The organism is Lonsdalea quercina (assembly GCF_900107885.1).
Taxonomy (GTDB): Bacteria; Pseudomonadota; Gammaproteobacteria; order Enterobacterales; family Enterobacteriaceae; genus Lonsdalea; species Lonsdalea quercina.
Genome location: NZ_FNQS01000010.1, coordinates 118394 through 143040 on the forward strand (window position 1 = coordinate 118394; position 24647 = coordinate 143040).

Consider the following 24647-nt stretch of genomic DNA (forward strand, 5'->3'; position numbering starts at 1 on the left):
GTTTACCAGTAGTTTTCCGCCGTAATGTTACCGGGGCGACGGCGCAGATGTTTGGTCATCTGTCGTTCGTCCTTCAGCAGTTGCTGCGTATCCCGCACCATCTGTGGATTGCCGCACACCATCACATGGCTGGTGGCGGCATCCATTGGCAGGTCGACCGCGGCTTCCAGCGCGCCGCTGGCGATCAACGCCGGAACGCGTCCGGTGAGTGAACCGGCCGACTCTTCACGGCTCACGACCGTTTGAATATGCAGCTTGCCGTTGTAGCGCTGCTGCAGCTGTTGCATGAGCGGCAAATAGCTGAGATCGCGGGCGAAGCGTGCGGCATGCACCAACACGATATTCTTAAAGCGTTCTAGGTCGCGGCCTTCCTCCAGAATGGAGAGATAAGGTCCGATGGCCGTGCCGGTCGCCAGCATCCACAGTGTGTCGCATGGCGGCACCTCTTCCAGCACGAAGAAGCCGGCGGCTTCCTGTGTGATGAGCAGCTCGTCGTTTTCTCTGAGCTGGTGCAGACGGGGGCTGAGCTTGCCTTCCGGCACATCCACCAGATAGAACTCCAGCGTATCGTTGCTGGGTGCATTCACATAAGAATAGGCGCGTTGTACTCGCTCCCCGTCTACATCCAGCGCCAGCTTGGCGTACTGCCCGGCGGTGAATGTATTGACCGGGGCGCGTACCCGGAGGCTGAACAAACTTTCTGTCCAGTTTTCTACCTCAACCACCTTTCCCGTTAGCCATACTGCCATAGATCGAATACTCCTGTTGCAGCCTGCCGCGAGCGGCACGGTATCCCGCTCTGAAAATAAATTAATAGGGCTGTGCATAGAGTCTTTTCAGATGCAGAGCCGATGTACGTCGGCTCCTAAGATACGCGATCTTTTAACAGCTGTGAAACAGTGTGAGTTTAGGTTTTATAACAGAAATTCATGCAACGCCTGATCTTTGCGATCGAGATAGTGGGTCGAACGTATCCGGCGAATGGTGCGAGATTTGCCTCGGATCAACAGCGTTTCCGTCGTAGCCATATTGCCGCTGCGGGCGATGCCTTCCAGAAGATCGCCCTTGGTGATACCGGTGGCGGAGAAGATGACGTTGTCGTTGCGGGCCATATCCCCGAGCGCCAGTACGTTGCCGGCCTCGATGCCCATTTCGCGGCAGCGTGCCAATTCCTGCTCGCCGATACGCCGGTTTTCTTCGTTATCGCCCTTCACGTCGTGGCGTGGGAGCAGGCGGCCCTGCATATCGCCGTCCAGCGCTCTGATCACCGCTGCGGAGATCACGCCTTCCGGCGCCCCGCCGATGCCGTACAGCACGTCGACTTCGCTGTCCGGCATACAGGTGAGGATAGACGCGGCCACATCGCCGTCTGGGATGGCGAAGACTTTCACGCCCAGTCGCTGCATGTTGGCGATGATGGCGTCATGGCGGGGCTTAGCCAGCGTGGTGACCGTCAGTTCATGCAGCGGTTTGTTCAGTTTTTTCGCGACCGCGCGCAGATTGTCTTCCAGCGGACGATTCAGGTCGATCGCGCCTTTGGCCTGAGGACCGACAATCAGTTTTTCCATGTACATGTCCGGCGCGTGCAGGAACGCGCCTTTCTCTGCGACGGCCAATACGGCGAGCGCGTTAGCCTGGCCCATCGCCGTCATACGGGTGCCCTCAATCGGGTCAACGGCGATATCCACCGCATCGCCCTGACCGGTTCCTACCGCTTCGCCAATGTACAGCATGGGCGCTTCGTCGATTTCGCCTTCGCCGATGACGATCTGACCGTTGATGTCGACCTGATTCAGCATAATGCGCATGGCTTGAACCGCCGCGTTGTCCGCCGCGTTTTTGTCGCCGCGCCCCAGCCACTTGTAACCGGCCAGTGCCGCTGCCTCGGTGACGCGGGAAAACTCGATGGCTAATTCACGTTTCATGGATATCTGTCCGTTATTTCTGGCAAGAATAAGTGCGGCAATATTATCACAGGGGTAGGAACGGGCGATAAAGCGGCGGGGAGAAAATGGGCGCGGCAGATGCGCCCGATCAATATTGCGAAGGATTTAAGCGGCGGACGATTTAGTCATCATGGTCCTCCCATGCGCGCACGCGCGCCACGGCTTTCTGCCAGCCGCGATAGCGATAATTACGCTCCGTGGTTTCGATGCCGGGACGGAACTCCCGTTCGATGGCCGTTTTGCTTTTGACCTCATCCAGATCGTTCCAGAATCCGGTCGCGAGACCGGCCAGGAAGGCAGCCCCTAGCGCGGTGACTTCGCGGATCACGGGGCGCTCGACGCGCGTTCCCAGAATGTCGGACTGGAACTGCATCAGGAAGTTATTGGCCACCGCGCCGCCGTCGACCCGCAGAGAGTGCAGATGGGTTCCCGCATCGGCCTGCATGGCATCCAGCACATCGCGCGTTTGATAAGCGATGGACTCCAGTGTGGCGCGGATGATGTGGTTGACGTTGACGCCGCGCGTCAGCCCGAAGATAGCGCCGCGGGCGTAGGGGTCCCAGTATGGCGCGCCCAGCCCGGTAAAAGCGGGGACGACGTAAACACCATTGGTGTCGTTCACCTTGCCGGCGAAGTACTCGGAGTCCGTCGCGTCGCCGATAATTTTCAGCTCATCGCGCAGCCATTGTATGGACGCGCCGCCCATGAATACCGCCCCTTCGAGCGCATAGTTAACTTCGCCGCGCGCGCCGCAGGCGATGGTGGTCAGCAGGCCATGCTCGGATTTCACCGCTTCCGTACCGGTATTCATCAGCAGGAAGCAGCCGGTGCCGTAGGTATTTTTCGCCATGCCGGGGCTGACGCACAGCTGACCATACAACGCCGCCTGCTGGTCGCCCGCGATGCCCGCGATGGGGATGCGCGTGCCGCCTTTGCCCCCGATATTGGTTTTTCCGTAGATCTCGGACGACGAATGCACGCTCGGCAGCATGGCGCGAGGAACATCCAGCGCCTCAAGCAGTTGGTCGTCCCAGTCCAGCGTGTGGATGTTGAACATCATGGTGCGCGAGGCGTTGGTGTAGTCCGTGACGTGCACGCGGCCCTGCGTCATTTTCCAGATTAGCCAGGTATCGACGGTGCCGAACAACAGTTCACCGCGCCGCGCTCTTTCGCGAGAGCCTTCCACATGGTCCAGAATCCATTTCACCTTCGTGCCGGAGAAGTAAGGGTCGATGACCAGACCGGTGAGGTCGCGGATGGTCTCTTCCAGACCGGCTTTTTTCAGCTGCTCGCAGATCTCGGCGGAGCGGCGGCACTGCCATACGATGGCGTTGTAAATCGGTTTGCCGGTGTCTTTTTCCCAGACGATGGCGGTTTCCCGCTGATTGGTAATGCCGATGCCGGCGACTTCATCCGTACTGATCCCGGCCTTGGCGAGGGCCTCGACCAGCGTGGCGCTTTGGGACGCCCAGATCTCCATCGGATCGTGCTCCACCCAGCCAGCCTTCGGATAGATTTGTGCGAATTCGCGCTGGGAAACGCTGACGATATTGGCATCGTGATCCAGCACGACGGCCCGGGAGCTGGTGGTTCCCTGGTCAAGGGCAACAATGTATTTCTTTTCCTGAGTCATAGAAGTGGTCCTTTATCGGGAAGACACGTTGCGGTTTTCGCCAGGCGCTGCGCTGGCGTCATCGGTGGGGCAGACATCACAGGGCAGATTGCGACCAATCAGTTTCCGGTAGCCAAAAGCTCCCAAATTGGCACCGACAATCGGCCCAAGGATAGGCACCAGGAAGTAGGGAATGTCCCGGCCCCCGCTGAAGGCGACCTTGCCCCAGCCCGCGAGGTAGGCAAACAGTTTGGGACCGAAGTCACGTGCGGGATTGAGGGCAAACCCGGTCAGCGGTCCCATGGAGGCGCCAATCACGGCGATGAGGATGCCGATGAGTAACGGGGCCAGCGGCCCGCGCGGAATACCGTTGCCGTCATCGGTCAGCGCCAAGATCAGGCACATCAGAATGGCGGTGATGACCGTTTCCACGAGGAAGGCTTGGGGAACGGAGAGCAACGGGTTGGGATACGTCGAGAAAATACTGGCCAGGCTCAGGCTTTCCACGCTGCCGCGTACGATCCCCTGCGCCTGCTCGGTCGCGTAGAACAGATTGTAGTACAGGGCGTAAACCAGCGCGGCGGCGCAGAACGCGCCTGCGATTTGCGCAAGGATATAGGGGACCACCTTGCGCCCATCAAAGCAGGCGAACAGCCAGAGCGTAATGGTCACTGCGGGGTTTAGGTGAGCGCCGGAAATCGCGGCCGTGAGGTAGATAGCCATGGCGACGCCAAGGCCCCAGATAATGCTGATTTCCCATTGTCCAAAGCTTGCGCCGGCCAGCTTCAAGGCGGCGACGCAGCCAACGCCGAAAAAAATCAGCAGGCCCGTGCCCAGAAACTCGGCAAGGCACTGGCCCTTTAATGTAGAAATTCGTGATTGACTCATACACATTTCCTGTTTTTAGCGTAGGGCGTAATAAGTAAATGCAGGATAGGATCCCTGCGGCGTTCGACCTCTCACGGTTCGCTTTAGAGTGCCGTGGCCCACGACACGCAATGTGAAGGGAATAGCGATGTGTGCAGGTCAAATGTTCCTTTGATGTTAATTTATCGTTAATGAGCGAAAGAGAAAAATATCGCTAGTGAAATGTGTGTTGTGCGTCAAATAAATGAGCGTATTCGCTTATTTCCCGCGATAACGAAGCAAGCTGCCGCTGAAAACGGGTAAATATTCTCATTACACGATTAACATTTATCGCTCCCCGGCGGGTTTTTCGGTTTCTGCCAATAGCTCAGATTGGGAAAAAATGACACACTCATGTTTGTGGAGGATAGGCGCTAGACAGTTTCCGGCTGGCTACTTACAATCTTCCGAGCGTGTTGCGCCATGGAGCGTAACGGAGTCGGCGCAGACCGGCCGTCCGCATTGCGGCTAGTGCGCCAACGCTATGAATACGCCAGTACGGTGTGAGAATTCGCAATAAATCAGCGTTAACGGCGTATGCCTTGCGTGAAAAAGGGGTTAGAAGTTATGTCATTTGAAGTGTTTGAGAAGCTGGAATCGAAAGTTCAGCAGGCGATTGACACCATTACGCTGTTGCAGATGGAAATTGAAGAACTGAAAGAAAAGAATAATGCGCTGTCGCAGGAAGTTCAGAGTGTGGCGGGCAATCGTGATGCGCTGATGCGCGAGAACGAACAACTGCGGGAAGCTCAGAGCTCATGGCAGGAACGTCTGCAAGCGCTGCTGGGCAAGATGGAAGAAGTACAGTAAGACGGTATTAGCAAAAAGACGGAAAAAGGGCGCGATCACGCCCTTTTCATCCGCTTACTCCAGATCCAACGGGTCTTCGGAGAGGATGATACCGGTGTTGTCGGCATACAGATGGTCGCCGGAGAAGAAGGTGACGCCGCCAAAATTGACGCGGATATCCGTTTCGCCGATGCCTTCGCCCTCAGCGCCAGCCGGCGTGGCCGCCATGGCCTGAATGCCGATATCCAGCTCAGCCAAATCGTCGACCTGACGCACCGCGCCATAGACCACAATACCTTCCCACTCATTTTGCGTCGCCAACCTTGCCAGTTCGGCATTGATTAGCGCCCGGCGCACCGAGCCGCCGCCATCGATCAGCAGTACGCGCCCGATGCCGTTTTCTTCCAGCAGCTCATAAAGCAGTCCGTTGTCTTCAAAGCATTTCACCGTGGTGATTTGACCACCAAATGAACTACGTCCACCAAAATTGGAGAAGAGAGGTTCAACGACGTTGACCTCTTCATGATAGACATCACACAGTTCGGAAGTATCGTATTTCATAGGATTAACGCCTGGTTGCCGCAGGGATCGTAGAATTGAGTATATCCCTTTCTGGTAAAGGTTAGCAAAATCATCGCCTGTCGTCGTGACCGTAATCAGGGGATAGCGATGGCGTCGAACACGGTAGACTCAACTGAGCATCACGCCCGCAGCGAACAGAATATTGGTCAGTAGCGCGCATTTGACCGTTTTTTCGAGCATTGGACGCATGCTGAACGCGGTGGTTTCACGCAGTACGTAGCGCCCCTGTTTCACCAACAGCGGCAGCGACAGAATAAACAGCCAGCCGGCCAGGCTTTGCAGATAAATGAGCGCGAATAGCCCCAGACACAGCGGCGCAGCCATCAACAGCAGCATGTGATAACGGCGGGCTTTGCGCGCGCCGAGACGGACGGCCAGCGTGTTTTTTCCGCTCAAACGGTCGTTGTCGATATCACGCAGGTTGTTGATGTTCAGAACGGCGGTGGCCAAGAGGCCGCAAGCGGTCGCGGGCAGCATGACAATGCTGTCGAAATGACCGGTTTGCAGGACATAGGAGCCTGCCACGCTGAGCCAGCCAAAGAAAATCAGGACCGAGATATCGCCTAAGCCGATGTAGCCGTAAGGGCGGTTGCCGACCGTATAGGTAATGGCGGCCAGAATCGCCATCAGACCCAACCCGAGAAAGACGACGATATCCACCGGTTTTTCGCAGGCTAGTACAACGAGAAAAAGGCCGGAGACGATGGTTAGTAGTACCGTGACGATGAGAGCGTTGCGCAGTTCGGTCAGGCTAATCGCCCCGGTCTGAATACCACGCAGCGGCCCGATACGCGTCTCGGTATCGCTGCCTTTCACCGCATCGCCGTAGTCGTTGGCCAAGTTGGAAAGAATCTGTAGCAAACCTGCCGTCAGCAGAGCGAGCAAAGCGACTCCGGGTTTGAAACTGCTTTGCAAACCGGCGATAGCTGAGCCGGTCACGATGGAGGCGAAGGCCAACGGCAGCGTCTTGGGACGCAAACTGTCGAGCCAGGCCTGAGTTTTGCTGCTATGTGTCAATGAGGTCATGATCCGCTTCGTTTAAGGGAGATTATGCTCAACGTCGTTGCCGAAAACGCAAGTGGGAGGCGATAGCCTCCCACTTGATGTGTTGTCAGGACGATCCGCTGGCACGGATTATAAGATGAATCGGCTTAGATCTTCATCTGCTACTAATTCATCCAGGTGATCACGGACGTAATCCGCATCAATCGTCACATTCTGACCGCCCATTTCACTAGCGTTGTAGGAGACTTCCTCGATCAGGCGTTCGAGCACGGTGTGCAGACGACGCGCGCCGATGTTTTCGGTACGTTCGTTGACCTGCCACGCCGCTTCCGCGATACGACGGATACCGTCCGGCGCGAACTCTACGTCGACGCCTTCGGTTGCCATCAGCGCTTTGTACTGCTGCGTCAGGGACGCGCTCGGCTCGGTGAGGATGCGCTCGAAGTCTTCGGTGGTCAACGCCTGCAGCTCAACGCGGATCGGTAGACGACCCTGCAGTTCAGGGATGAGATCAGACGGGCTGGCGACCTGGAAGGCGCCGGAGGCGATAAACAGGATATGGTCGGTTTTCACCATGCCGTGCTTGGTGGATACGGTGCAGCCTTCCACCAGCGGCAGCAGGTCGCGCTGTACGCCTTCACGGGAAACGTCCGGGCCGGAAGATTCGCCGCGTTTACAGATTTTGTCGATCTCGTCGATGAACACGATGCCGTGCTGCTCGACGGACTCAATGGCGAGCTGTTTCAGCTCTTCCGGGTTCACCAGCTTGGCGGCTTCTTCTTCTACCAACTGCTTGAACGCGTCCTTAATTTTGATTTTACTGGTCTTCTGCTTCTGGCCGGCCAGGTTCTGGAACATGGACTGCAGCTGATTCGTCATTTCTTCCATACCCGGCGGCGCCATAATTTCAACGCCCACCGGCGCGGCGGCCAGTTCAATCTCGATTTCTTTATCGTCCAGCTGGCCTTCGCGCAGTTTCTTGCGAAAAGCCTGACGAGCAGGAGACGACTCCTGATTCTCTTCGGACTGCCCCCAGTTGTTTTTGGCTGGCGGGATCAGCGCGTCCAGAATGCGCTCTTCCGCCAGCTCTTCGGCACGAACGCGGTTTTTTTCCAGAGACTGGTGGCGCACCATCTTCAGCGCGGCATCGGTCAGATCGCGGATAATGGAGTCCACTTCTTTTCCGACGTAGCCGACTTCGGTGAACTTGGTCGCTTCTACCTTGATGAACGGCGCATTGGCCAGTTTGGCGAGACGACGGGCGATTTCGGTTTTACCTACACCGGTCGGGCCAATCATCAGAATGTTTTTTGGCGTAACCTCGTGGCGAAGGTCTTCGTCCAGTTGCATGCGACGCCAGCGGTTGCGCAGGGCGATTGCCACGGCCCGTTTCGCCTTGTTCTGGCCGATGATGTAGCTGTCAAGCTCGCTGACTATTTCGCGCGGGGTCATTTCAGACATAGTAGATCCTTACGCCTTGGAGGCTAATTCTTCAATCGTGTGGAACTGATTGGTGTAGATGCAGATATCACCGGCGATACCGAGTGATTTCTCGACGATTTCTCTGGCGCTCAGGTCGGTATTTTCCAACAGGGCGCGTGCAGCGGACTGGGCATACGGGCCGCCGGAACCGATAGCGATCAGATCGTTTTCCGGCTGTACGACATCGCCGTTGCCGGTGATGATCAGCGAGGCGTTCTCATCCGCCACGGCCAGCAGCGCTTCCAGACGGCGCAGCATGCGGTCGGTTCGCCAGTCTTTGGCTAATTCCACCGCGGCTTTGACCAGGTGTCCCTGGTGCAGCTCCAATTTACGTTCGAACAGTTCAAACAGGGTAAAGGCGTCGGCGGTGCCGCCCGCAAATCCGGCGATGACACGGTCGTTGTAAAGACGGCGTACCTTCCGCACGTTACCTTTCATGACGGTATTGCCTAAGGTGGCTTGACCATCTCCGCCGATGACGACCTGGCCATTGCGGCGTACGCTTACGATTGTTGTCACGAGCTAATCCCCGTTACTGAAGAAAAAGGCCCCCGCAGAGTGCGGGGCATGTTGAATTTAGAAATGGGGACGGGGTGGGGGTTTTCAACCCCCGGAGGCTAATGGAATACAGCTGCTGTTACCCATACCTTTCAGTTTTTGGGTCATCTTGTCCGCTGCGACGCGGCTGCTGTAGGGGCCGAGTATGATGCGATTCCAGCCGCCGCTGCTGGTAATTCGGCTTTCCACGCCTGCAAATGCCAGTTGCGCCCGGATGGATTCAGCAGGCGCCATCGTCTTGAATGAGCCGCACTGGATCATCCAGCGTTGCGCTTTCTCGGGTTTTTCCGCCGGAGTCTTGGCCGTTTCCATGTTGGCGGGAGCGGTGTTTTTTGGTGCCGCGGGAGCCGTTTTCGGTGCATTCTGACTCGGTTGCTGCGTCAGCGGCGCAGCGGGCGCCGGCGTTGCCGTCTGCGGCTTGATAAACACCTGAGAGCGCGGCACCTGGGTCTGATCGTTGTACGGCACTTCGGACAGCTGGGTAGGTTGACGGCGCATGTCCGACTGCATCTGTTCCAGCAGTTGACGCTGTTCTTCCGTGAGTTCTCCGGCCGAGCGTACTTCGCCGCCGGCGGAAGGCTCCGTCGGTGTCGTCACGCCAATCTGGCGATTTTCCAGCTCTTTGATGTAGCGCCAGCGTTCTTCGGGTTTAGGCGGTAGCCCATTACCCTTGCCGCCGGCATGATGTGGGAGTACCGGTATTTCCTGCGGCTTGTTATGGGCAATGAAATACAGCCCGCCCGCGAAGGTCACCAATACGGCAACCGCCAGCGCAATCATGGTCTTGGATGCGCCTGAGGAACCCTTTTTTTTCCGGCTGGATGTCTTTTTCCGGCGTGTGCCTGAACGCCCCCGCCCGACATAGTCTCTTTGTGCCACTATCGTTTCACTACGAAGTAAAAAAAGTAACAGGTTGTCATGTTACTGAACCCTAAAATGTTTGACTAGCACCGTGATTCCTAAAGCCGGCGAAACGCAAAATTCGGCGGAGCGGTACTGTCGCGAATGACCAGTTTACTGGACAGCAGGCGTGAGCTCCGGGTTACGGAATGCCCCTGCAGCTGTTCAAGCAGCAGCAGCGTTGCCTCACGTCCGATTTCGTAGCGGGGTTGAGCCACAGTGGAGAGCGGGGGGAAGCAGTAGCTGGCCTGGATAATATCATCAAATCCCATGAGCGATAGATCCCGAGGCACGTTCAGACCCATATTATGAGCTTGCGCCAGCGCTCCCATCGCTATGGTATCACTATGACAGAAAATCGCGGTCGGTGGGGTTGGATGTGACATCAACATGCCCAGCCCGCGAATGCCGGTGTCGTAGCTGAAATCCCCTCGCACGATATAGTGGTTATCCACCGTCAGACCGCCCCGTCGCAGCGCCTGGACATAGCCCTGGAGCCGATACTCGCTGAGAGGCTGGGTGTCTGGGCCTGCAATACAGGCGATGCGTTGATGTCCCAGCTCATGAAGATAGTGCACGGCGTCGAACGCGGCGGTGAGGTTGTCGATATGCACCGTCGGCATTTCCAGTGTGGGAACGAATTCATTCGCCATGACCATCGGCGGCAGATTGCGGCGTGCCGCCTTACACGCATCGAACGGTAAGTCGGAACCAAGCAGTAATATGCCGTCCACCTGAGCGGTGACGTTGGGATCGGACAACCCCCTGTCTTGTCGCCGCTGGTAGGCGCAGTCGCCGATCAACACCAGATAACCCCGAGACGCCGCGGTCTCTTCGATCCCATGGATGACCTCACTGAAGAAAGGATCGCTGATATCCGGGACGATCGTCAAAAGCGTTCGGGTTTCGTGTCGTCGGGCGTAGCGGGTGGACGCATACTGTGAATAGCCGACGGCTTTGGCCGCTTCCTCAACCTTTTGTCGGGTCAAGACAGAGACCTTTTCCGGATCCATCAGCGCTCGGGATACCGTGGCGGTCGAGACGCCCGCCTTGTCCGCCACATCTTTCATCGTTGCAGCAGCCGTGCCTTTATTGTCCAACGCTTATTCTCCTCACGCCAGCTTCCGCTGCTGCGTCCTATCACTCAGGGCCGCCTATATGCCGCAGTTAGACTTTTACCGTGTTCAGCATAGCGCCTTGCGGCGCAGGGATTAATAGATCACGCATTATAGTTGTGGATTTATCATACGCTGAACAGCGCCAAGAGCGCGTTTTTCGCGTTGGTTCGCAAAATCTTAGCGTAATCAACAGGAAGACAGCGTCATCCGTCCGTCGGGTCGACGTCTAACACCCATTTGACTTTACGCGACTGCGGCAGGGTATCGACGAGGCTCAGGGATGTTCGCAGCAGATGCTGTAGCCGGGCGCGGGAGGGGTGCTGAAGCAGCAATTGCCAGCGAAACCGCCCAGCGCGTTTGGGCTGCAAAGCGGGCACCGGGCCTAATACCCAAAGGTTTTCGTCGCGCAACGGGCTGGCTTCCAGCAGATTACGCAGCTGGTGAAGGAACTGGCTGGCTTGCTGGTTATCGTGATCGTCTGCGCGAAACAGCACGTGATTGGTGAACGGCGGCAGGGCCACGCTTTGACGCTCCTTCAGCGTTTGAGCCGCGAAAGCGTCGTAGCCTTGCTGCAACAGCGTTTGCAACAGGGGATGTTCGGGGTGATGGGTTTGCAGCACCACTTCGCCGGCTTTTCCCGCTCGGCCGGCGCGGCCGGAGACCTGGGTGTAAAGCTGTGCGAACCGTTCCGCGGCCCGGAAGTCGGCGGAAAACAAAGAGCTGTCCACGTCCAGCAACGCCACCAAGGTCACATCGGGGAAGTGGTGGCCTTTGGCCAACATCTGCGTCCCTATCAGAATGCGTGCGCCGCCCTGACGCACCTGCGCCAACTGTTGTTCCAGCGCACCCTTGCGGCTGGTGGTGTCGCGATCGATACGGGTAATCGGCGTGTCGGGAAAGAGGGCGGGCAGCGCCTGTTCGAGCTGCTCGGTACCGAGTCCCACCGGCATCATATTGGTGGAGCCGCAGTCTGGGCATTGTTGCGGCACCGGCCGTTGGCTGTCGCAGTGGTGACAACGCAGCATCTGCTGGTGCTGATGCAACGTGTAATAGTGGTCGCAGCGCGGACACTCGGCGATCCAGCCGCATTCATGGCACATCACCACCGGCGCAAAGCCGCGTCGATTAAGAAACAGAATGACCTGATTTCCTTTCCGAACGTGGTGCCGTATCCGGGCGATCAGCGGTTGCGAGAGACCGGTGTTCAGCGGCAGTCCTTTCAGGTCGAGGATATGTTGCTGTGCGAGCCGGGCGTTACCGGCGCGTTTGCTGAGGCGTAACTGCCGATATTTGCCGATTTGGACGTTATACAGCGTTTCCAGCGCCGGAGTCGCGGAACCCATGACGATAGGGATATTCTCTTCCCGGGCGCGGAACACGGCCAGATCGCGGGCGTTATAGCGCCAGCCCTCTTGCTGTTTATACGAGTTGTCGTGCTCTTCATCGATGACGATCAGGCCCAGTCGAGCGAAAGGCGTAAACAGGGCGGAGCGTGTGCCGATCACGATGGCGGCTTCCCCGTTTTTCGCCCTCAGCCACACGGCCAGACGTTCACTGTCGTTCAAGCCGGAGTGCAGCGCGTCTACCGGCGCGTTGAATCTATCTCTGAAGCGAGCGATGGTTTGCGGCGTGAGTCCGATTTCCGGCACCAGCACCAGCGCCTGTTTTCCCTGCGCCAGGATGTTTTCCAACGCGCTGAGATAGACTTCTGTCTTGCCGGAGCCGGTAATGCCCGCCAGCAGCCAGGCGGAAAAATGCTGGTCTTCGCTGCGTATTGCGCCGACGGCGGTCGCCTGCTCGGTATTGAGCCGCAGGCGTTCGCCGCTGACGCTGAAATCCGTCCGCCAGTCGCGCGGCGTTTGCGACAGCGGCCTTAGGTCGCACAACCCCTTGGCGCGTAACGCCTGCAGCGCGGCTTCGGTCAATTGGGCGTCGCTGACCTGATGGCGATAAAGCGGACCTTGCAGTAAAGCGGCCAGCGCCTGCTGCTGTTTGGGCGCGCGCTTTAGCGTCGGCAGCGGGGTTTCACGCCCTTGTTCGGTGGCGAACCACTGCCACAACGGCGCCGTATGCGCGGGTTTGCCCTGACGCAGCAGCGTCGGCAGCGCATGAAACAGCACTTCGCCGATGGGATAGTGGTAATACTCGACGGCCCACATCAGGATTCGCCACAGACTGGCGGGAAATAATGACTCCGGATCCAGCACTTCCTGCAGCGGTTTGAGTTGGGTCAACGGCAGCGCGCTGTTGTCGCTGAGGGCGGTCACGATGCCAATCATCCTGCGGTTGCCGAACGGCACGCGTACCCGCATGCCGGGGGCTGGAGGGAAGGATCCCGAGGGCAGCAGATAATCGAAAGTCCGCGCCAGTGGCACGGGCAGGGCAACCTGAACGACAGGCATGGCATCTCCGTCCGAAACGTAAGGGAAACTCTTTATACAGCATGGATGGCGAGTCGAACCGGACACAATGCGATTGTGCGGAAAACCATCCGGGCGATAGTGTACATGGTGCGGCAGGTTCTGTGTGGGGGTGATTGCATCGGCTGGTTAATTTCTGTATGATTCGCCGCCTTTATACCGCGTGTATAAAGATAAAACGAATTCAACTTCAACCTCGTGTGGTGTCTGGCGGAATAGGGCTGGATAGCGACACGGCCTTAATCAGAGGTTTCCCATGAAAGAAGGTATCCATCCGAATTACAGCGAAATTACTGCATCTTGCTCTTGCGGTAACGTCATCAAAACCCGTTCTACTGCGGGTCACGACCTGAACCTGGACGTATGCTCCGCTTGCCACCCGTTCTACACTGGCAAACAGCGTGTTGTTGACACCGGTGGTCGTGTTGATCGCTTCAACAAGCGTTTCAGCATCCCGGGCAGCAAGAAGTAATTTGCTTCACGGTTTTTGCCGCGGATTTTCTTCCGCGCATAACAAAGGCACCCTCGGGTGCCTTTGTCGTTTCTGAATACCGGTCACGGCGTCACTTAGTATTCCCAGGTATCCGGGTTAATACCCATTTCCCGCATGATCTGTTTAGCCGCCTCGGGGATTTCATCGCTGCGTTCTTTACGCAAGTCTTCATCATTCGGCAATGGTTGGCCGGTAAACGCATGGAGAAACGCTTCGCAGAGCAATTCGCTGTTGGTGGCGTGACGCAAGTTGTTTACCTGACGACGGGTGCGTTCATCAGTTAAAATCTTTAATACTTTCAACGGGATGGAAACTGTGATCTTCTTGACCTGTTCACTTTTCTTGCCGTGTTCAGCGTATGGGCTTACGTATTCGCCATTCCACTTAGCCATGAGATACCTTAAAAATTATCGTGATGAGGACAGTCACTGTCATAAATTGTCTTAATTCTAGCGATTATTATAGGGATGCTCAATCTATACGCAAAGAAGTTTAGAAGTCTAGATGTATTGACGTCTATGTTGACTGCGTTTACTCTTGGGGCTCTTTATTAAGCTACCAGTCAGGGATCACCGATGACGCGCAAACAGGCCACTATCTCAGTTCGCAGCGGGTTGAATAACGACGAGCAGTACGGTTGCGTTGTTCCACCCATTCATCTTTCCAGTACTTATAACTTCGCCGGTTTCAATCAGCCTCGTGAACACGACTATTCCCGGCGCGGTAATCCGACACGCGACGTTGTGCAACGTGCGCTTGCCGAGCTGGAAGGCGGGGCGGGAGCGGTAATGACAAACAGCGGTATGTCCGCGATCTTGTTGGTTTGCACCGTTTTCCTGCGTCCGGGCGATCTCCTGGTGGCTCCCCATGACTGCTACGGCGGCAGCTATCGTCTGTTCGACAGCCTGAGCCAACGTGGCGCGTTCCGGGTGAAATTCGTCGATCAAGGCAACGAGGCGGATCTGAAGGCCGCGCTGGCGGAAAAACCGCGTCTGGTGCTGGTTGAAAGCCCCAGCAATCCGCTGCTGCGTGTGGTGGATATCGCCGCCATCTGTCAGGCTGCGCGCGGGGCGGGCGCGGTCAGCGTGGTGGACAACACGTTCCTGAGCCCGGCGCTACAGAATCCGTTGAGCTTGGGGGCCGACTTGGTGGTGCACTCCTGTACCAAATATCTTAATGGTCACTCGGATGTGGTCGCAGGAACGGTTATTGCGCGCGATCCTGAGCTTGTGACCGAACTGGCCTGGTGGGCCAACAACATCGGCGTGACCGGCGCGGCGTTTGACAGCTATCTGCTACTGCGCGGTCTGCGGACGTTGGGACCCCGCATGACTGCGGCGCAGAAGAACGCCTTACAGATTGTGGAATTCCTTCAGCAGCAGCCGCTGGTGAAAAAACTGTACCACCCCTCTTTACCGGAAAACGCTGGGCATGACATCGCGCGTCGCCAGCAGTCGGGTTTTGGGGCTATGCTGAGCTTTGAGCTGGACGGTGATGAAGAGACGTTGCGCCGTTTCCTGTCCTCGCTGGAGCTATTTACGCTGGCGGAGTCGTTGGGGGGCGTTGAAAGCCTGATTTCCCACGCCGCCACCATGACTCATGCCGGAATGGCCCCGGAAGCGCGCGCTGCAGCAGGGATATCCGAGACGCTGCTGCGCGTTTCCGTCGGCATTGAAGACGGCGACGATCTGGTCGCCGATTTGAAACAGGCATTTCAGGCAGTAGCAAAGAGGTAACGATGAGTGCTTTAGGGATAGCGGGTGCCGCCACTGGCCGGCAACTGCATAAATTTGGCGGCAGCAGTCTGGCTGATGTGAAATGCTATCAGCGCGTCGCCGGTATTATGGCCGAATACAGCCGTCCCGGTGACCTGATGGTCGTGTCGGCGGCGGGTGGCACCACTAACCAGCTGATTAGCTGGCTAAAGCTCAGTCAAACCGACCGTATTTCCGCGCATCAGGTGCAGCAGGTGCTGCGCCGCTATCAAAGCGATCTTATTGCGGGGCTATTGCCGGAGGCCGCAGCAGAGCGGCTGACTTCAGCGTTTATTCATGACCTTGAGCGTCTGGCGGCGCTGCTCGACGGAAAAATCACCGAAGCGGTGTACGCCGAGGTCGTCGGGCATGGCGAAATCTGGTCTGCCCGGCTGATGGCCGCCTTACTCAATCAATTAGACATCGACGCCTCCTGGTTGGATGCGCGCACGTTTCTCTGCGCCGAGCGCTCTGCGTTGCCGCAGGTTGATGAAGGCCGCTCCTGGCCGCTGTTGCAGCAGCAGCTCACACAGCACGCCAATCAGCGCCTGGTGATCACCGGTTTTATCAGTCGCAACGAAGCGGGCGAAACGGTCTTGCTGGGAAGGAACGGCAGCGACTACTCGGCCACGCAGATTGGCGCGCTGGCGGACGTAGAGCGCGTGACGATCTGGAGTGACGTTGCCGGAGTGTTCAGTGCGGACCCGCGCAAAGTCAAAGATGCCTGCCTGCTGCCGCTGCTGAGGCTGGACGAGGCCAGCGAGCTGGCGCGTTTGGCCGCTCCGGTCCTGCATACCCGCACCTTACAGCCGGTATCCGGTAGCGATATCAATCTTGAGCTGCGGTGCAGTTATCAACCCGAGCAAGGGTCGACGCGTATTGAGCGGGTACTGGCCTCCGGGACCGGCGCCAAAATCGTAACCAGTCACGATGATGTTTGTCTGATTGAGGTGACGGTGCGCGATGGACATGATTTTCAACGTGTGCAGCAAGACGCCGGACAGCTGCTTCAGCGCGCGCAGATCAAAGCCTTGGCGACGGGCATCCACCCTGACCGTAACTTGCTGCAGTTTTGCTATACCTCGGAAGTGGTCGACAGCGCCTGGTCGCTGCTGGAACAGTCGGCGCTGCCGATCCGACTCCAACTGCGCGAAGGTCTGGCGATCGTCGCGGTAGTGGGGGCTGGCGTCGGCAATAACCCGCTTCATAGCCACCGCTTCTATCAGCAGTTGAAAGACCAGCCGGTCGAATTCGTCTGTGAATCGGACGATAGCATCAGTCTGGCGGCGGTGCTGCGCGTCGGACCGACTGAACATCTGGTCCGTGGTCTGCACCACTCTCTGTTCCGAGCCGAGAAACGCATCGGATTGGTGCTGTTCGGTAAAGGAAACATTGGTTCCCGCTGGCTGGAGCTGTTCGCGCGCGAGCAGACTCATCTTTCCGCACGTACCGGTTTTGAATTTGTTCTGGCTGGCGTTGTCGACAGCCGCCGTAGCTTGCTTAATCACGATGGCCTGGATGCGGGGCGTGTGCTGGCGTATTTCGACGACGAAGCGCAGGAACGTGATGAAGACGAGCTGTTCTTGTGGATGCGCGCTCATCCTTATGATGATTTGGTCGTGTTGGATGTGACCGCCAGCGGCGCGGTAGCCGATCTTTATCTGGATTTCGCCAGCTACGGTTTTCATGTCATCAGCGCGAATAAACAGGCGGGGGCTTCTGGCGGCGATAATTATCGTCAAATTCGCGATGCGTTCGCGAAAACTGGCGGCCACTGGTTATATAACGCCACCGTTGGCGCCGGACTGCCGGTAAACTATGCGGTCCGCGACCTGTGTGAAAGCGGGGACAGTATTCTGGCTATCAGCGGTATCTTTTCCGGCACGCTGTCCTGGCTATTCCTGCAGTTCGACGGCACGGTGCCGTTCACCGAACTGGTGGATCAGGCATGGCAGCAGGGCTTGACCGAACCGGACCCGCGCGACGATCTGTCGGGTCAGGACGTGATGCGTAAGCTCGTGATACTGGCGCGCGAAGCCGGCCATGAGATCGAACCGTCTCAGGTCCGTGTCGAGTCGCTGGTGCCCGCAGGTTGTGAACAGGGTTCCGTCGATCAGTTCTTCGAGGATGGCGAGTCACTGAATGACCAAATGCTCCAGCGGCTGGAAGCCGCCAATGAAATGGGATTGGTGCTGCGCTATGTGGCACGCTTCGACGCCAGCGGTAAGGCGCGCGTCGGGGTCGAGGCCGTCCGCCCGGATCATCCTCTGGCCGCATTGCTGCCGTGCGACAATGTCTTCGCCATCGAAAGCCGCTGGTATCGTGATAATCCGCTGGTGATCCGGGGGCCGGGTGCCGGTCGTGATGTCACCTCCGGGGCTATCCAATCCGATCTTAACCGGCTGGCGCAACTCCTCTGATCGTGAAGATATAGGCGATACTATCGCGAAACATCGCCTCGTTCCAACTCAGCCCGAAGCATGCTGCTTCGGGTTTTTTATTTATAAAATCAACGTATTGTGTCGATATAAAAACAACATGAATCCTGCTCATATTGCATGAATAAACATCAGCTCCCAAAGCGTTGACTCCTCATACCGATTCGGCCATTTTTATATAGACGTCTAAACGTATAGACGTTTGCATGGTGGCAATGACAACGGCTAATTGAGGTAAGGATATGAGTTTTTTCCACGCGAATCATCAGGAGGCGCTGAATCAGAGCCTGGCGGAATTGCAGGGGCACATTAATGTTTCTTTCGAATTTTTCCCCCCTCGCACCAGTGAGATGGAAGAGACGCTGTGGAGTTCAATTGACCGTTTAAGCAGCCTGAAACCTAAGTTCGTGTCGGTGACTTACGGCGCCAACTCCGGCGAGCGCGATCGTACGCATAGCATCATCAAAGCTATCAAGGAACGTATCGGCGTCGATGCCGCACCACATCTGACCTGCATTGACGCAAGTCGTGATGAACTGAAAGCCATCGCGCAGGATTATTGGCAGAGTGGTATCCGTCACATCGTAGCGCTGCGGGGCGATCTTCCCCCTGAAGGCGGCAAACCGGAGCTTTACGCGGCGGATTTGGTGACATTGCTGAAGGAAGTCGGCGACTTCGACATTTCTGTGGCAGCCTATCCCGAAGTGCATCCCGAGGCCAAAAGCGCCCAGGCAGATTTGATTAATTTGAAACGAAAAGTCGACGCTGGCGCTAATCGCGCAATCACCCAGTTCTTTTTCGACGTGGAAAGCTATCTGCGATTTCGCGACCGCTGTGTCTCCACGGGGATCGACGTAGAAATTGTGCCAGGCATCTTACCGGTGTCCAACTTTCGACAGCTGCAGCGGTTTGCCACGATGACGAATGTACGTGTGCCCAACTGGATGACGGCCATGTTCGACGGATTGGATCACGATCCGGAAACGCGCAAGATGGTGGGCGCGTCCATTGCGATGGATATGGTGAAAATCCTTCGACGCGAGGGCGTAAAAGATTTCCATTTCTATACCCTGAACCGGGCTGAGCTGAGCTATGCAATTTGCCATACGCTGGGCGTTCGTCCCGCCATTGCGGCCTGAATGTCGAACGCGCCATCGTGCAACGGCGCGACGCATCTCTTATCGGCATTGTCCACAGACGGTGATACCTTCCTGCTCCTTTTGAATAAAGCAGATTGCGCTAGTCGATAGTCAAAAAAAAAGCGGGCCAGAGGCCCGCTAAAGTATCGTTGGCTTTCTTTTTACTTGTATGCTTGTCAGGATGATATCGGCATGATTCTGTACCGTTAGTTCACATCCGGTGCCGGTAGCCCGCATGGTTAGCCCCGGCCTGCCAGAGGTTTACTGATCCTGAATGCCACAATCCGGTTGTAGCTTCTCTGCCCTGGTGTAGGCGTTGAGTAAGTTCACCCTCATATTTGGTATCGAATGAGGTGTATAAAAAAGAGCTGCCTGCTTAACTTGGAAGTATTATTGCCTACAAAGGTTGATAGGGCTAATCGTTCATTGCTATTCTATCTATCGTTATGGGCTATCGTGTTTAAGGGGAATGAAGGCATGAACATCCGGGATTTAGAATATCTTGTGGCGTTAGCGGAGCACCGGCATTTCCGCCGAGCCGCTGATTCTTGCCACGTTAGCCAACCTACGCTAAGCGGGCAGATTCGCAAGCTCGAAGACGAGCTGGGCGTGATGTTGCTGGAGCGCACGAGCCGCAAAGTGCTGTTTACACAGGCAGGTTTGCTGTTGGTCGAACAGGCTCGAACGGTGCTGCGCGAAGTCAAAGTGCTGAAAGAGATGGCCAGCCAGCAGGGTGAAAGCATGTCTGGTCCGCTGCATATCGGACTGATTCCGACCGTCGGCCCTTATCTCCTTCCTCATATCATTCCTATGCTACACAAAACGTTTCCCAAATTGGAAATGTATTTGCACGAAGCGCAGACCCATCAATTGCTTGCTCAGCTGGATAGCGGCAAGCTGGACTGCGCCATCCTCGCGATGGTGAAAGAGTCGGAAGCCTTTATCGAAGTGCCGCTATTCGACGAACCGATGAAGCTAGCGATTTATCAGGATCATCCCTGGGCCAACCGTGAGCGGGTCGCAATGTCGGACCTGTCCGGAGAGAAACTGCTGATGCTGGAGGACGGCCACTGTCTTCGCGACCAGGCGATGGGGTTCTGCTTCCAGGCCGGGGCGGATGAAGACACGCATTTTCGGGCGACAAGCCTAGAGACGCTGAGAAATATGGTGGCGGCCGGTAGCGGAATTACGCTCTTGCCTTCCTTGTCGGTTCCGAAAGAAAGAACGCGTGACGGTGTGTCTTACCTACAGTGCTACAAACCGGAGCCGAAGCGCACGGTCGCACTGGTTTATCGCCCGGGTTCACCGCTGCGTGCCCGATATGAGCAGTTGGCCGATACCATTCGCGAGCACATGCAGCTGTATTTGGACAATCAGGCTAAGCAGGAAATTTAGTGCTCAGTTTCGGATAGGTTGGCGTCGCTTCAACAAGCGCCGTCGCCGTCTATGCGGCGCGAAATTCTTGCGGGTCGAGGTTCGCGCCAGAGTAGGTGCAACATCACACGGCGCTTCAGAAATGACTGAGCATGCGAGGCGTTAACGCCTTGTCATCTCCGTATATGTTAAGTCATAAAAGGTCGCGATCCTGCTGACTTTGTCGGTCTACTAGCATTAATCTCTCGCTTGATTGCTGACAATGGCATTTTGATCGCCAACCACGATTATCTGAAGAAAGCGCTATTATCACTTTTTATACGGACAAACTTTGACGCACTTTGTCGTGAGCAAAGTTTGTTATAGTGACTCTCTAAGTAAGGAGAGCAAATCACTTTGAGTAAGACTACGGGTGTTAGAGCACAACAAAAAGAACGGACGCGTCGTTCCCTTATTGAAGCTGCATTCAGCCAACTCAGCGCCGAGCGCAGTTTTGCCAGCCTAAGCCTGCGTGAGGTTGCCCGCGAGGCAGGAATAGCTCCCACCTCTTTCTATCGTCATTTCCGTGATGTTGACGAACTCGGTCTGACGATGGTGGATGAGAGCGGACTGATGCTCCGCCAACTGATGCGGCAGGCTCGCCAGCGTATCGTCAAGAGCGGCGGCAGCGTTATCAGGACGTCGGTATCCACGTTTATGGAATTCATTGGCAACAATCCGAATGCATTTCGCCTTCTGCTGCGTGAGCGCTCCGGTACTTCCGCTGCATTTCGTGCTGCCGTTGTTCGGGAAATTCAGCATTTTATTGCCGAACTGGCGGATTATCTTGAAGTCGAAAATCATATCCCACGCAGTTTTGCCGAGGCGCAGTCGGAAGCGATGGTGACGATTGTTTTCAGCGCGGGAGCGGAAGCGCTGGACATCGGCGCGGAACAACGGAGCCAATTGGAAGAACGGCTGGTGCTACAACTGCGGATGATTGCGAAAGGCGCGTATTACTGGTATCGAAGAGAACTGAGTAAGGGGTTTACTACGCCGTAGTCTTTTATAGTCGCTGAGGAACATCATGGCAAAACAGAAAAATGCAGAGAAAGGGACGTTGGTGCTGTCGATGATTGCCGGTTTGTCCGTCAATGGCACGTTCGCTGCTTTGTTTAGCGCGTTTGTTCCGTTTTCCATTTTTCCGCTCATCGCGTTGGCGCTGTCGGTTTACTGCCTACGCCAACGCTATCGGCGCCTGGATATGTCGTTTGGGATGCCGAAGTTGGTTGCAGGCTGCTTCCTGTTCGGTCTCCTGCTCTACAGTGCGATTATTCGGGCGAAGTATCCCCAAATCGGCTCCGATTTTGTGCCATCGATCCTCTGCGTGGTACTGGCTTTGTGGCTGGTCATCAAGCTGCGTAGCCGTCAGTCATCCTAAGACTGAGTGCCTCTTGATGTGCGAGCCGTCAGCCGGAAGGACCGGCTGACGGATGCGTTAGGCTAACTTTTCCAGTAAAACGCCGCACTCCATGTGATGGGTGTAAGGGAATTGATCGAACAGCGCGAGTTGACTGATTTTGTGTGTCCGGCTCAGGGTTTCCAGATTAGCGCATAAGGTTTCCGGGTTGCATGATATGTACATAATGCGTGGATATTCCTGGACCAGACGTACCGTATCCTCATCCAAACCACTGCGCGGCGGGTCGACAAAAATGGTTTCGCAGTGATAGCTGCTAAGATCGATACCCTTGAGCCGATTGAACTGGCGAACTCCGCGCATGGCCTGGGTGAATTCTTCTGCCGCCATGCGAATAATCTGCACATTATCAATCTGGTTAGCCGCAATGTTGTATTGCGCGGCAGCTACTGATGGTTTGGCTATCTCGGTCGCCAATACGTTGTCGAAGTTACGCGCCAGCGCTAACGAGAAGTTGCCATTGCCGCAGTAAAGCTCCAGCAAGTCCCCTTTCGAATCGGCCGTTACGTTTAGCGCCCACTCCAGCATCTGTACGTTCATCGCGGCGTTGGGCTGGGTGAAACTGTTCTCCACCTGGCGATAGATAATGTCTTTGCCGGCAACCGGCAGCACTTCATCAACATAATCCCGATCGAGACAGATTTTAGTTTTCGTCGCTCGTCCTATCAGTTGCAGATTGAATCCCTGGGCACGCAGTTGGTCGCGCAGTTCGCAAGCCTGTTGCTGCCACTCTTCATCCAACGGCCGGTGATAAAGCAGCGAGACTACGATCTCTCCGCTCACCGTGGAAAGGTAATCAATCTGGAATAGCTTGCGGCGTAACACTGGCTGGGGGCGAATAGCAGATAGCAATAGCGGCATTAGGGCGTTAATCAGTTCGCTGGCTGCGGGAAATTTGTCGACCCGAATGCGCTGTTTTGTCTGCTGATCAAACATGATGTGGTAAAGGTCGTCACCTTCATGCCAAACGCGGAACTCAGCCCGCATCCGGTAATGGCTAACCGGAGAACGGAATACCGCGGGTTTTGGAGCGGAAAATGGTGCCATCATCGCCTCTAGACGTGTGCATTTTTCTTCTAGCTGAGCGTCGTAGTTTTCGATGGGCAAGATTTCTGGCGTCATAGTGTTCTCGTTTAACAGCTTCGGGATGACTTTATTGGCGGCGATTGTAGGGGATTCAGAAGGGATATCCAACCTTGTCATAGGGAGACGGCCTGTTTGTCGCGATGTGCCCTGGGGATAGATTACCGCCTCACGAACAACCATGGTTCATGGTAAAATCGCGGTCTGTTCATTATGTGAAGAGGAGAGTATGGCTACCGATTGGCAGAGTGAGAATCAGGTCTCGCCGGAAGCAGTTCCTTCGGTTTCTGGGCGTCCTACCGTACTTATCCTTGATTCCGGCGTGGGCGGTTTGTCGGTTTACGATGAAGTGTATAAGTTGCTACCGGATTTGCACTATATCTACGCGTTCGATAACGAAGCATTCCCCTATGGCGAGAAACCTGAAGAATTTGTGATTCAGCGGGTTCTCGCCATTGTCGAAGCGGTCCAGCAGCGGTACCCACTTTCTATGGTTATCGTTGCCTGTAATACTGCGAGTACCATTTCCCTTCCTGCCCTGCGTGCGCGCTTCTCCTTTCCTGTTGTGGGGGTCGTGCCTGCCGTCAAGCCGGCGGCAAAGCTCACTCGTAACGGCGTGGTCGGGTTGCTTGCGACCCGGGGCACGGTGCAGCGCACTTATACGCAAGAACTCATTGCACGTTTTGCTAATGACTGCAGAATTCTAATGTTGGGATCATCGGAGCTGGTGGACTTAGGGGAAGCCAAGCTGCGAGGAGAGAGTGTCTCAACCGAAGAATTACGGCGCATCTTAAAACCATGGCTCAAATTGTCAGAACCGCCAGATACGGTCGTGCTGGGATGCACCCACTTTCCTTTACTAAAAGAAGAGCTAAAAGAGGTCTTGCCGGATGGGACTCGACTGGTGGATTCCGGGGCTGCGATTGCGCGAAGAGCGTTGTGGCTGATTGAACATATGGAAAAGCCTGCGCTGTCTATTCGGAAAAATATAGCCTTTTGCCTCAACATTACGCCACAGGTTGTTATGCTCCAGCCCGTATTAGCTCGCTTTGGCTTCGATTCGCTGGAAAAATTGCCACTCTATCCGGTTTTTGAGTGAATTATGAACGGTTGGAAATGTTTTTGTATTTAGCGCTTGTCAGCCCGAAATAACTCCCTATAATGCGCTCCCACTGACCCGGCAACAGCAACATAACGTTGTCGAGAATAAAAGAATATCAAGCTGATAAGTCTTGACTTTCGAGCGGAAATGCATAGTATATGCGGCCCGCGGCCACTAAAAGTGGCGCTGCTCTTTAACAATTTAATCAGACAATCTGTGTGGGCACTCACAAGACACTATCGCAATCAGATACGAAAAAGTCTTGAAGAGTGAACAACAGTTAATTCATTACGAATGAACAGTAAATTCTTTGAGCATCGCTATTAACTTAGCAAATCAAGCTTTTAATTGAAGAGTTTGATCATGGCTCAGATTGAACGCTGGCGGCAGGCCTAACACATGCAAGTCGAGCGGCAGCGGAAGGAAGCTTGCTTCCTTGCCGGCGAGCGGCGGACGGGTGAGTAATGTCTGGGGATCTGCCCGATGG

General features: G+C 55.9%; 22 protein-coding genes and 1 rRNA gene. 10 read left to right on the forward strand and 13 right to left on the reverse strand.

The genetic code is table 11. The annotated features are described in order from the left end of the window. Window positions 1–2: 2 nt before the first annotated feature. From fpr to BLU64_RS13800, 4 genes are all read right to left on the reverse strand, one after another. Window positions 3–749, reverse strand: coding sequence for a ferredoxin--NADP(+) reductase (gene fpr / locus BLU64_RS13785; protein ID WP_074729079.1), 747 nt, complete (start codon window positions 747–749; stop codon window positions 3–5). A gap of 165 nt (window positions 750–914) precedes the next feature. Continuing rightward, complete coding sequence (gene glpX / locus BLU64_RS13790; RefSeq protein ID WP_026743601.1) at window positions 915–1925, reverse strand: class II fructose-bisphosphatase; 1011 nt, start codon at window positions 1923–1925, stop codon at window positions 915–917. 142 nt (window positions 1926–2067) lie between these two features. Continuing rightward, the gene (gene glpK / locus BLU64_RS13795; protein WP_026743600.1) at window positions 2068–3579 is read right to left on the reverse strand and encodes a glycerol kinase GlpK; all 1512 of its coding nucleotides are present in this window, start codon (window positions 3577–3579) and stop codon (window positions 2068–2070) included. Between the two features lie 12 nt (window positions 3580–3591). Next, window positions 3592–4446 carry an MIP/aquaporin family protein gene (locus BLU64_RS13800; RefSeq protein WP_026743599.1) on the reverse strand — a complete coding sequence of 285 codons (855 nt, stop codon included), beginning with the start codon at window positions 4444–4446 and terminating at the stop codon, window positions 3592–3594. Between the two features lie 585 nt (window positions 4447–5031). Here BLU64_RS13800 and zapB point away from each other — a divergent pair. Next, window positions 5032–5274, forward strand: a complete 243-nt coding sequence (zapB, locus tag BLU64_RS13805; protein WP_026740886.1) for a septal ring assembly protein ZapB — start codon at window positions 5032–5034, stop codon at window positions 5272–5274. A gap of 54 nt (window positions 5275–5328) precedes the next feature. On the opposite strand, the gene rraA is transcribed toward zapB, so the two are convergent. The 7 genes from rraA to priA all read right to left on the reverse strand — a co-directional run bounded on the left by rraA (window position 5329) and on the right by priA (window position 13300). Next, window positions 5329–5814, reverse strand: a complete 486-nt coding sequence (gene rraA / locus BLU64_RS13810) for a ribonuclease E activity regulator RraA (RefSeq protein WP_026740887.1) — start codon at window positions 5812–5814, stop codon at window positions 5329–5331. A 129-nt stretch (window positions 5815–5943) separates the two neighbouring features. Beyond that, the gene (locus BLU64_RS13815) at window positions 5944–6861 is read right to left on the reverse strand and encodes a 1,4-dihydroxy-2-naphthoate polyprenyltransferase (protein WP_074729081.1); all 918 of its coding nucleotides are present in this window, start codon (window positions 6859–6861) and stop codon (window positions 5944–5946) included. 108 nt (window positions 6862–6969) lie between these two features. Beyond that, window positions 6970–8301 (reverse strand): ATP-dependent protease ATPase subunit HslU, encoded by a 1332-nt coding sequence (hslU, locus tag BLU64_RS13820; protein WP_026743596.1) that lies wholly within the window; start codon window positions 8299–8301, stop codon window positions 6970–6972. Window positions 8302–8310: 9 nt separating this feature from the next. Beyond that, a complete protein-coding gene (gene hslV, locus BLU64_RS13825; RefSeq protein ID WP_026743595.1) occupies window positions 8311–8841 on the reverse strand; it encodes an ATP-dependent protease subunit HslV in 531 nt (176 codons plus the stop codon). A gap of 84 nt (window positions 8842–8925) precedes the next feature. Continuing rightward, entirely contained in the window at window positions 8926–9759 is an 834-nt protein-coding gene (ftsN, locus tag BLU64_RS13830; RefSeq protein ID WP_071999796.1) for a cell division protein FtsN, read from the reverse strand. 80 nt (window positions 9760–9839) lie between these two features. Further along, window positions 9840–10850 carry a DNA-binding transcriptional regulator CytR gene (gene cytR, locus BLU64_RS13835; protein ID WP_036153381.1) on the reverse strand — a complete coding sequence of 337 codons (1011 nt, stop codon included), beginning with the start codon at window positions 10848–10850 and terminating at the stop codon, window positions 9840–9842. Window positions 10851–11101: 251 nt separating this feature from the next. Beyond that, window positions 11102–13300: a primosomal protein N' gene (priA, locus tag BLU64_RS13840; RefSeq protein WP_074729083.1), complete on the reverse strand. Its 2199-nt coding sequence runs from the start codon at window positions 13298–13300 to the stop codon at window positions 11102–11104. A 274-nt stretch (window positions 13301–13574) separates the two neighbouring features. Here priA and rpmE point away from each other — a divergent pair, with 274 nt between their 5' ends. After that, on the forward strand, window positions 13575–13790 hold the full coding sequence (gene rpmE, locus BLU64_RS13845) for a 50S ribosomal protein L31 (RefSeq protein ID WP_026740894.1): 216 nt from the start codon (window positions 13575–13577) through the stop codon (window positions 13788–13790). A gap of 95 nt (window positions 13791–13885) precedes the next feature. Here rpmE and metJ read toward each other — a convergent pair whose 3' ends face one another. After that, window positions 13886–14203, reverse strand: coding sequence for a met regulon transcriptional regulator MetJ (metJ, locus tag BLU64_RS13850; protein ID WP_026740895.1), 318 nt, complete (start codon window positions 14201–14203; stop codon window positions 13886–13888). Window positions 14204–14386: 183 nt separating this feature from the next. Here metJ and metB point away from each other — a divergent pair, with 183 nt between their 5' ends. The 6 genes from metB (at window position 14387) to BLU64_RS13880 (ending at window position 21936) form a co-directional block, all read left to right on the forward strand. Continuing rightward, a complete protein-coding gene (metB, locus tag BLU64_RS13855; RefSeq protein WP_026743591.1) occupies window positions 14387–15547 on the forward strand; it encodes a cystathionine gamma-synthase in 1161 nt (386 codons plus the stop codon). Between the two features lie 2 nt (window positions 15548–15549). Then, the gene (locus BLU64_RS13860) at window positions 15550–17985 is read left to right on the forward strand and encodes a bifunctional aspartate kinase/homoserine dehydrogenase II (protein ID WP_074729085.1); all 2436 of its coding nucleotides are present in this window, start codon (window positions 15550–15552) and stop codon (window positions 17983–17985) included. Between the two features lie 260 nt (window positions 17986–18245). After that, window positions 18246–19142: a methylenetetrahydrofolate reductase gene (gene metF / locus BLU64_RS13865; protein WP_074729087.1), complete on the forward strand. Its 897-nt coding sequence runs from the start codon at window positions 18246–18248 to the stop codon at window positions 19140–19142. 477 nt (window positions 19143–19619) lie between these two features. Then, window positions 19620–20537: a DNA-binding transcriptional regulator OxyR gene (oxyR, locus tag BLU64_RS13870; protein WP_026743588.1), complete on the forward strand. Its 918-nt coding sequence runs from the start codon at window positions 19620–19622 to the stop codon at window positions 20535–20537. Window positions 20538–20912: 375 nt separating this feature from the next. After that, window positions 20913–21557: an HTH-type transcriptional repressor FabR gene (fabR, locus tag BLU64_RS13875; RefSeq protein WP_074729089.1), complete on the forward strand. Its 645-nt coding sequence runs from the start codon at window positions 20913–20915 to the stop codon at window positions 21555–21557. A 25-nt stretch (window positions 21558–21582) separates the two neighbouring features. Continuing rightward, complete coding sequence (locus BLU64_RS13880) at window positions 21583–21936, forward strand: YijD family membrane protein (RefSeq protein WP_026743586.1); 354 nt, start codon at window positions 21583–21585, stop codon at window positions 21934–21936. Window positions 21937–21993: 57 nt separating this feature from the next. Here the strand turns inward: BLU64_RS13880 and trmA are convergent, their stop codons facing one another. Next, window positions 21994–23097 (reverse strand): tRNA (uridine(54)-C5)-methyltransferase TrmA, encoded by a 1104-nt coding sequence (gene trmA / locus BLU64_RS13885; protein ID WP_074729091.1) that lies wholly within the window; start codon window positions 23095–23097, stop codon window positions 21994–21996. Window positions 23098–23287: 190 nt separating this feature from the next. Between trmA and murI the strand changes: the two genes are divergently transcribed. Both murI and BLU64_RS13895 read left to right on the forward strand, forming a co-directional pair. After that, entirely contained in the window at window positions 23288–24157 is an 870-nt protein-coding gene (gene murI, locus BLU64_RS13890) for a glutamate racemase (RefSeq protein WP_074729093.1), read from the forward strand. A gap of 348 nt (window positions 24158–24505) precedes the next feature. Next, window positions 24506–24647 (forward strand): 16S ribosomal RNA (locus BLU64_RS13895); the annotation flags it as partial.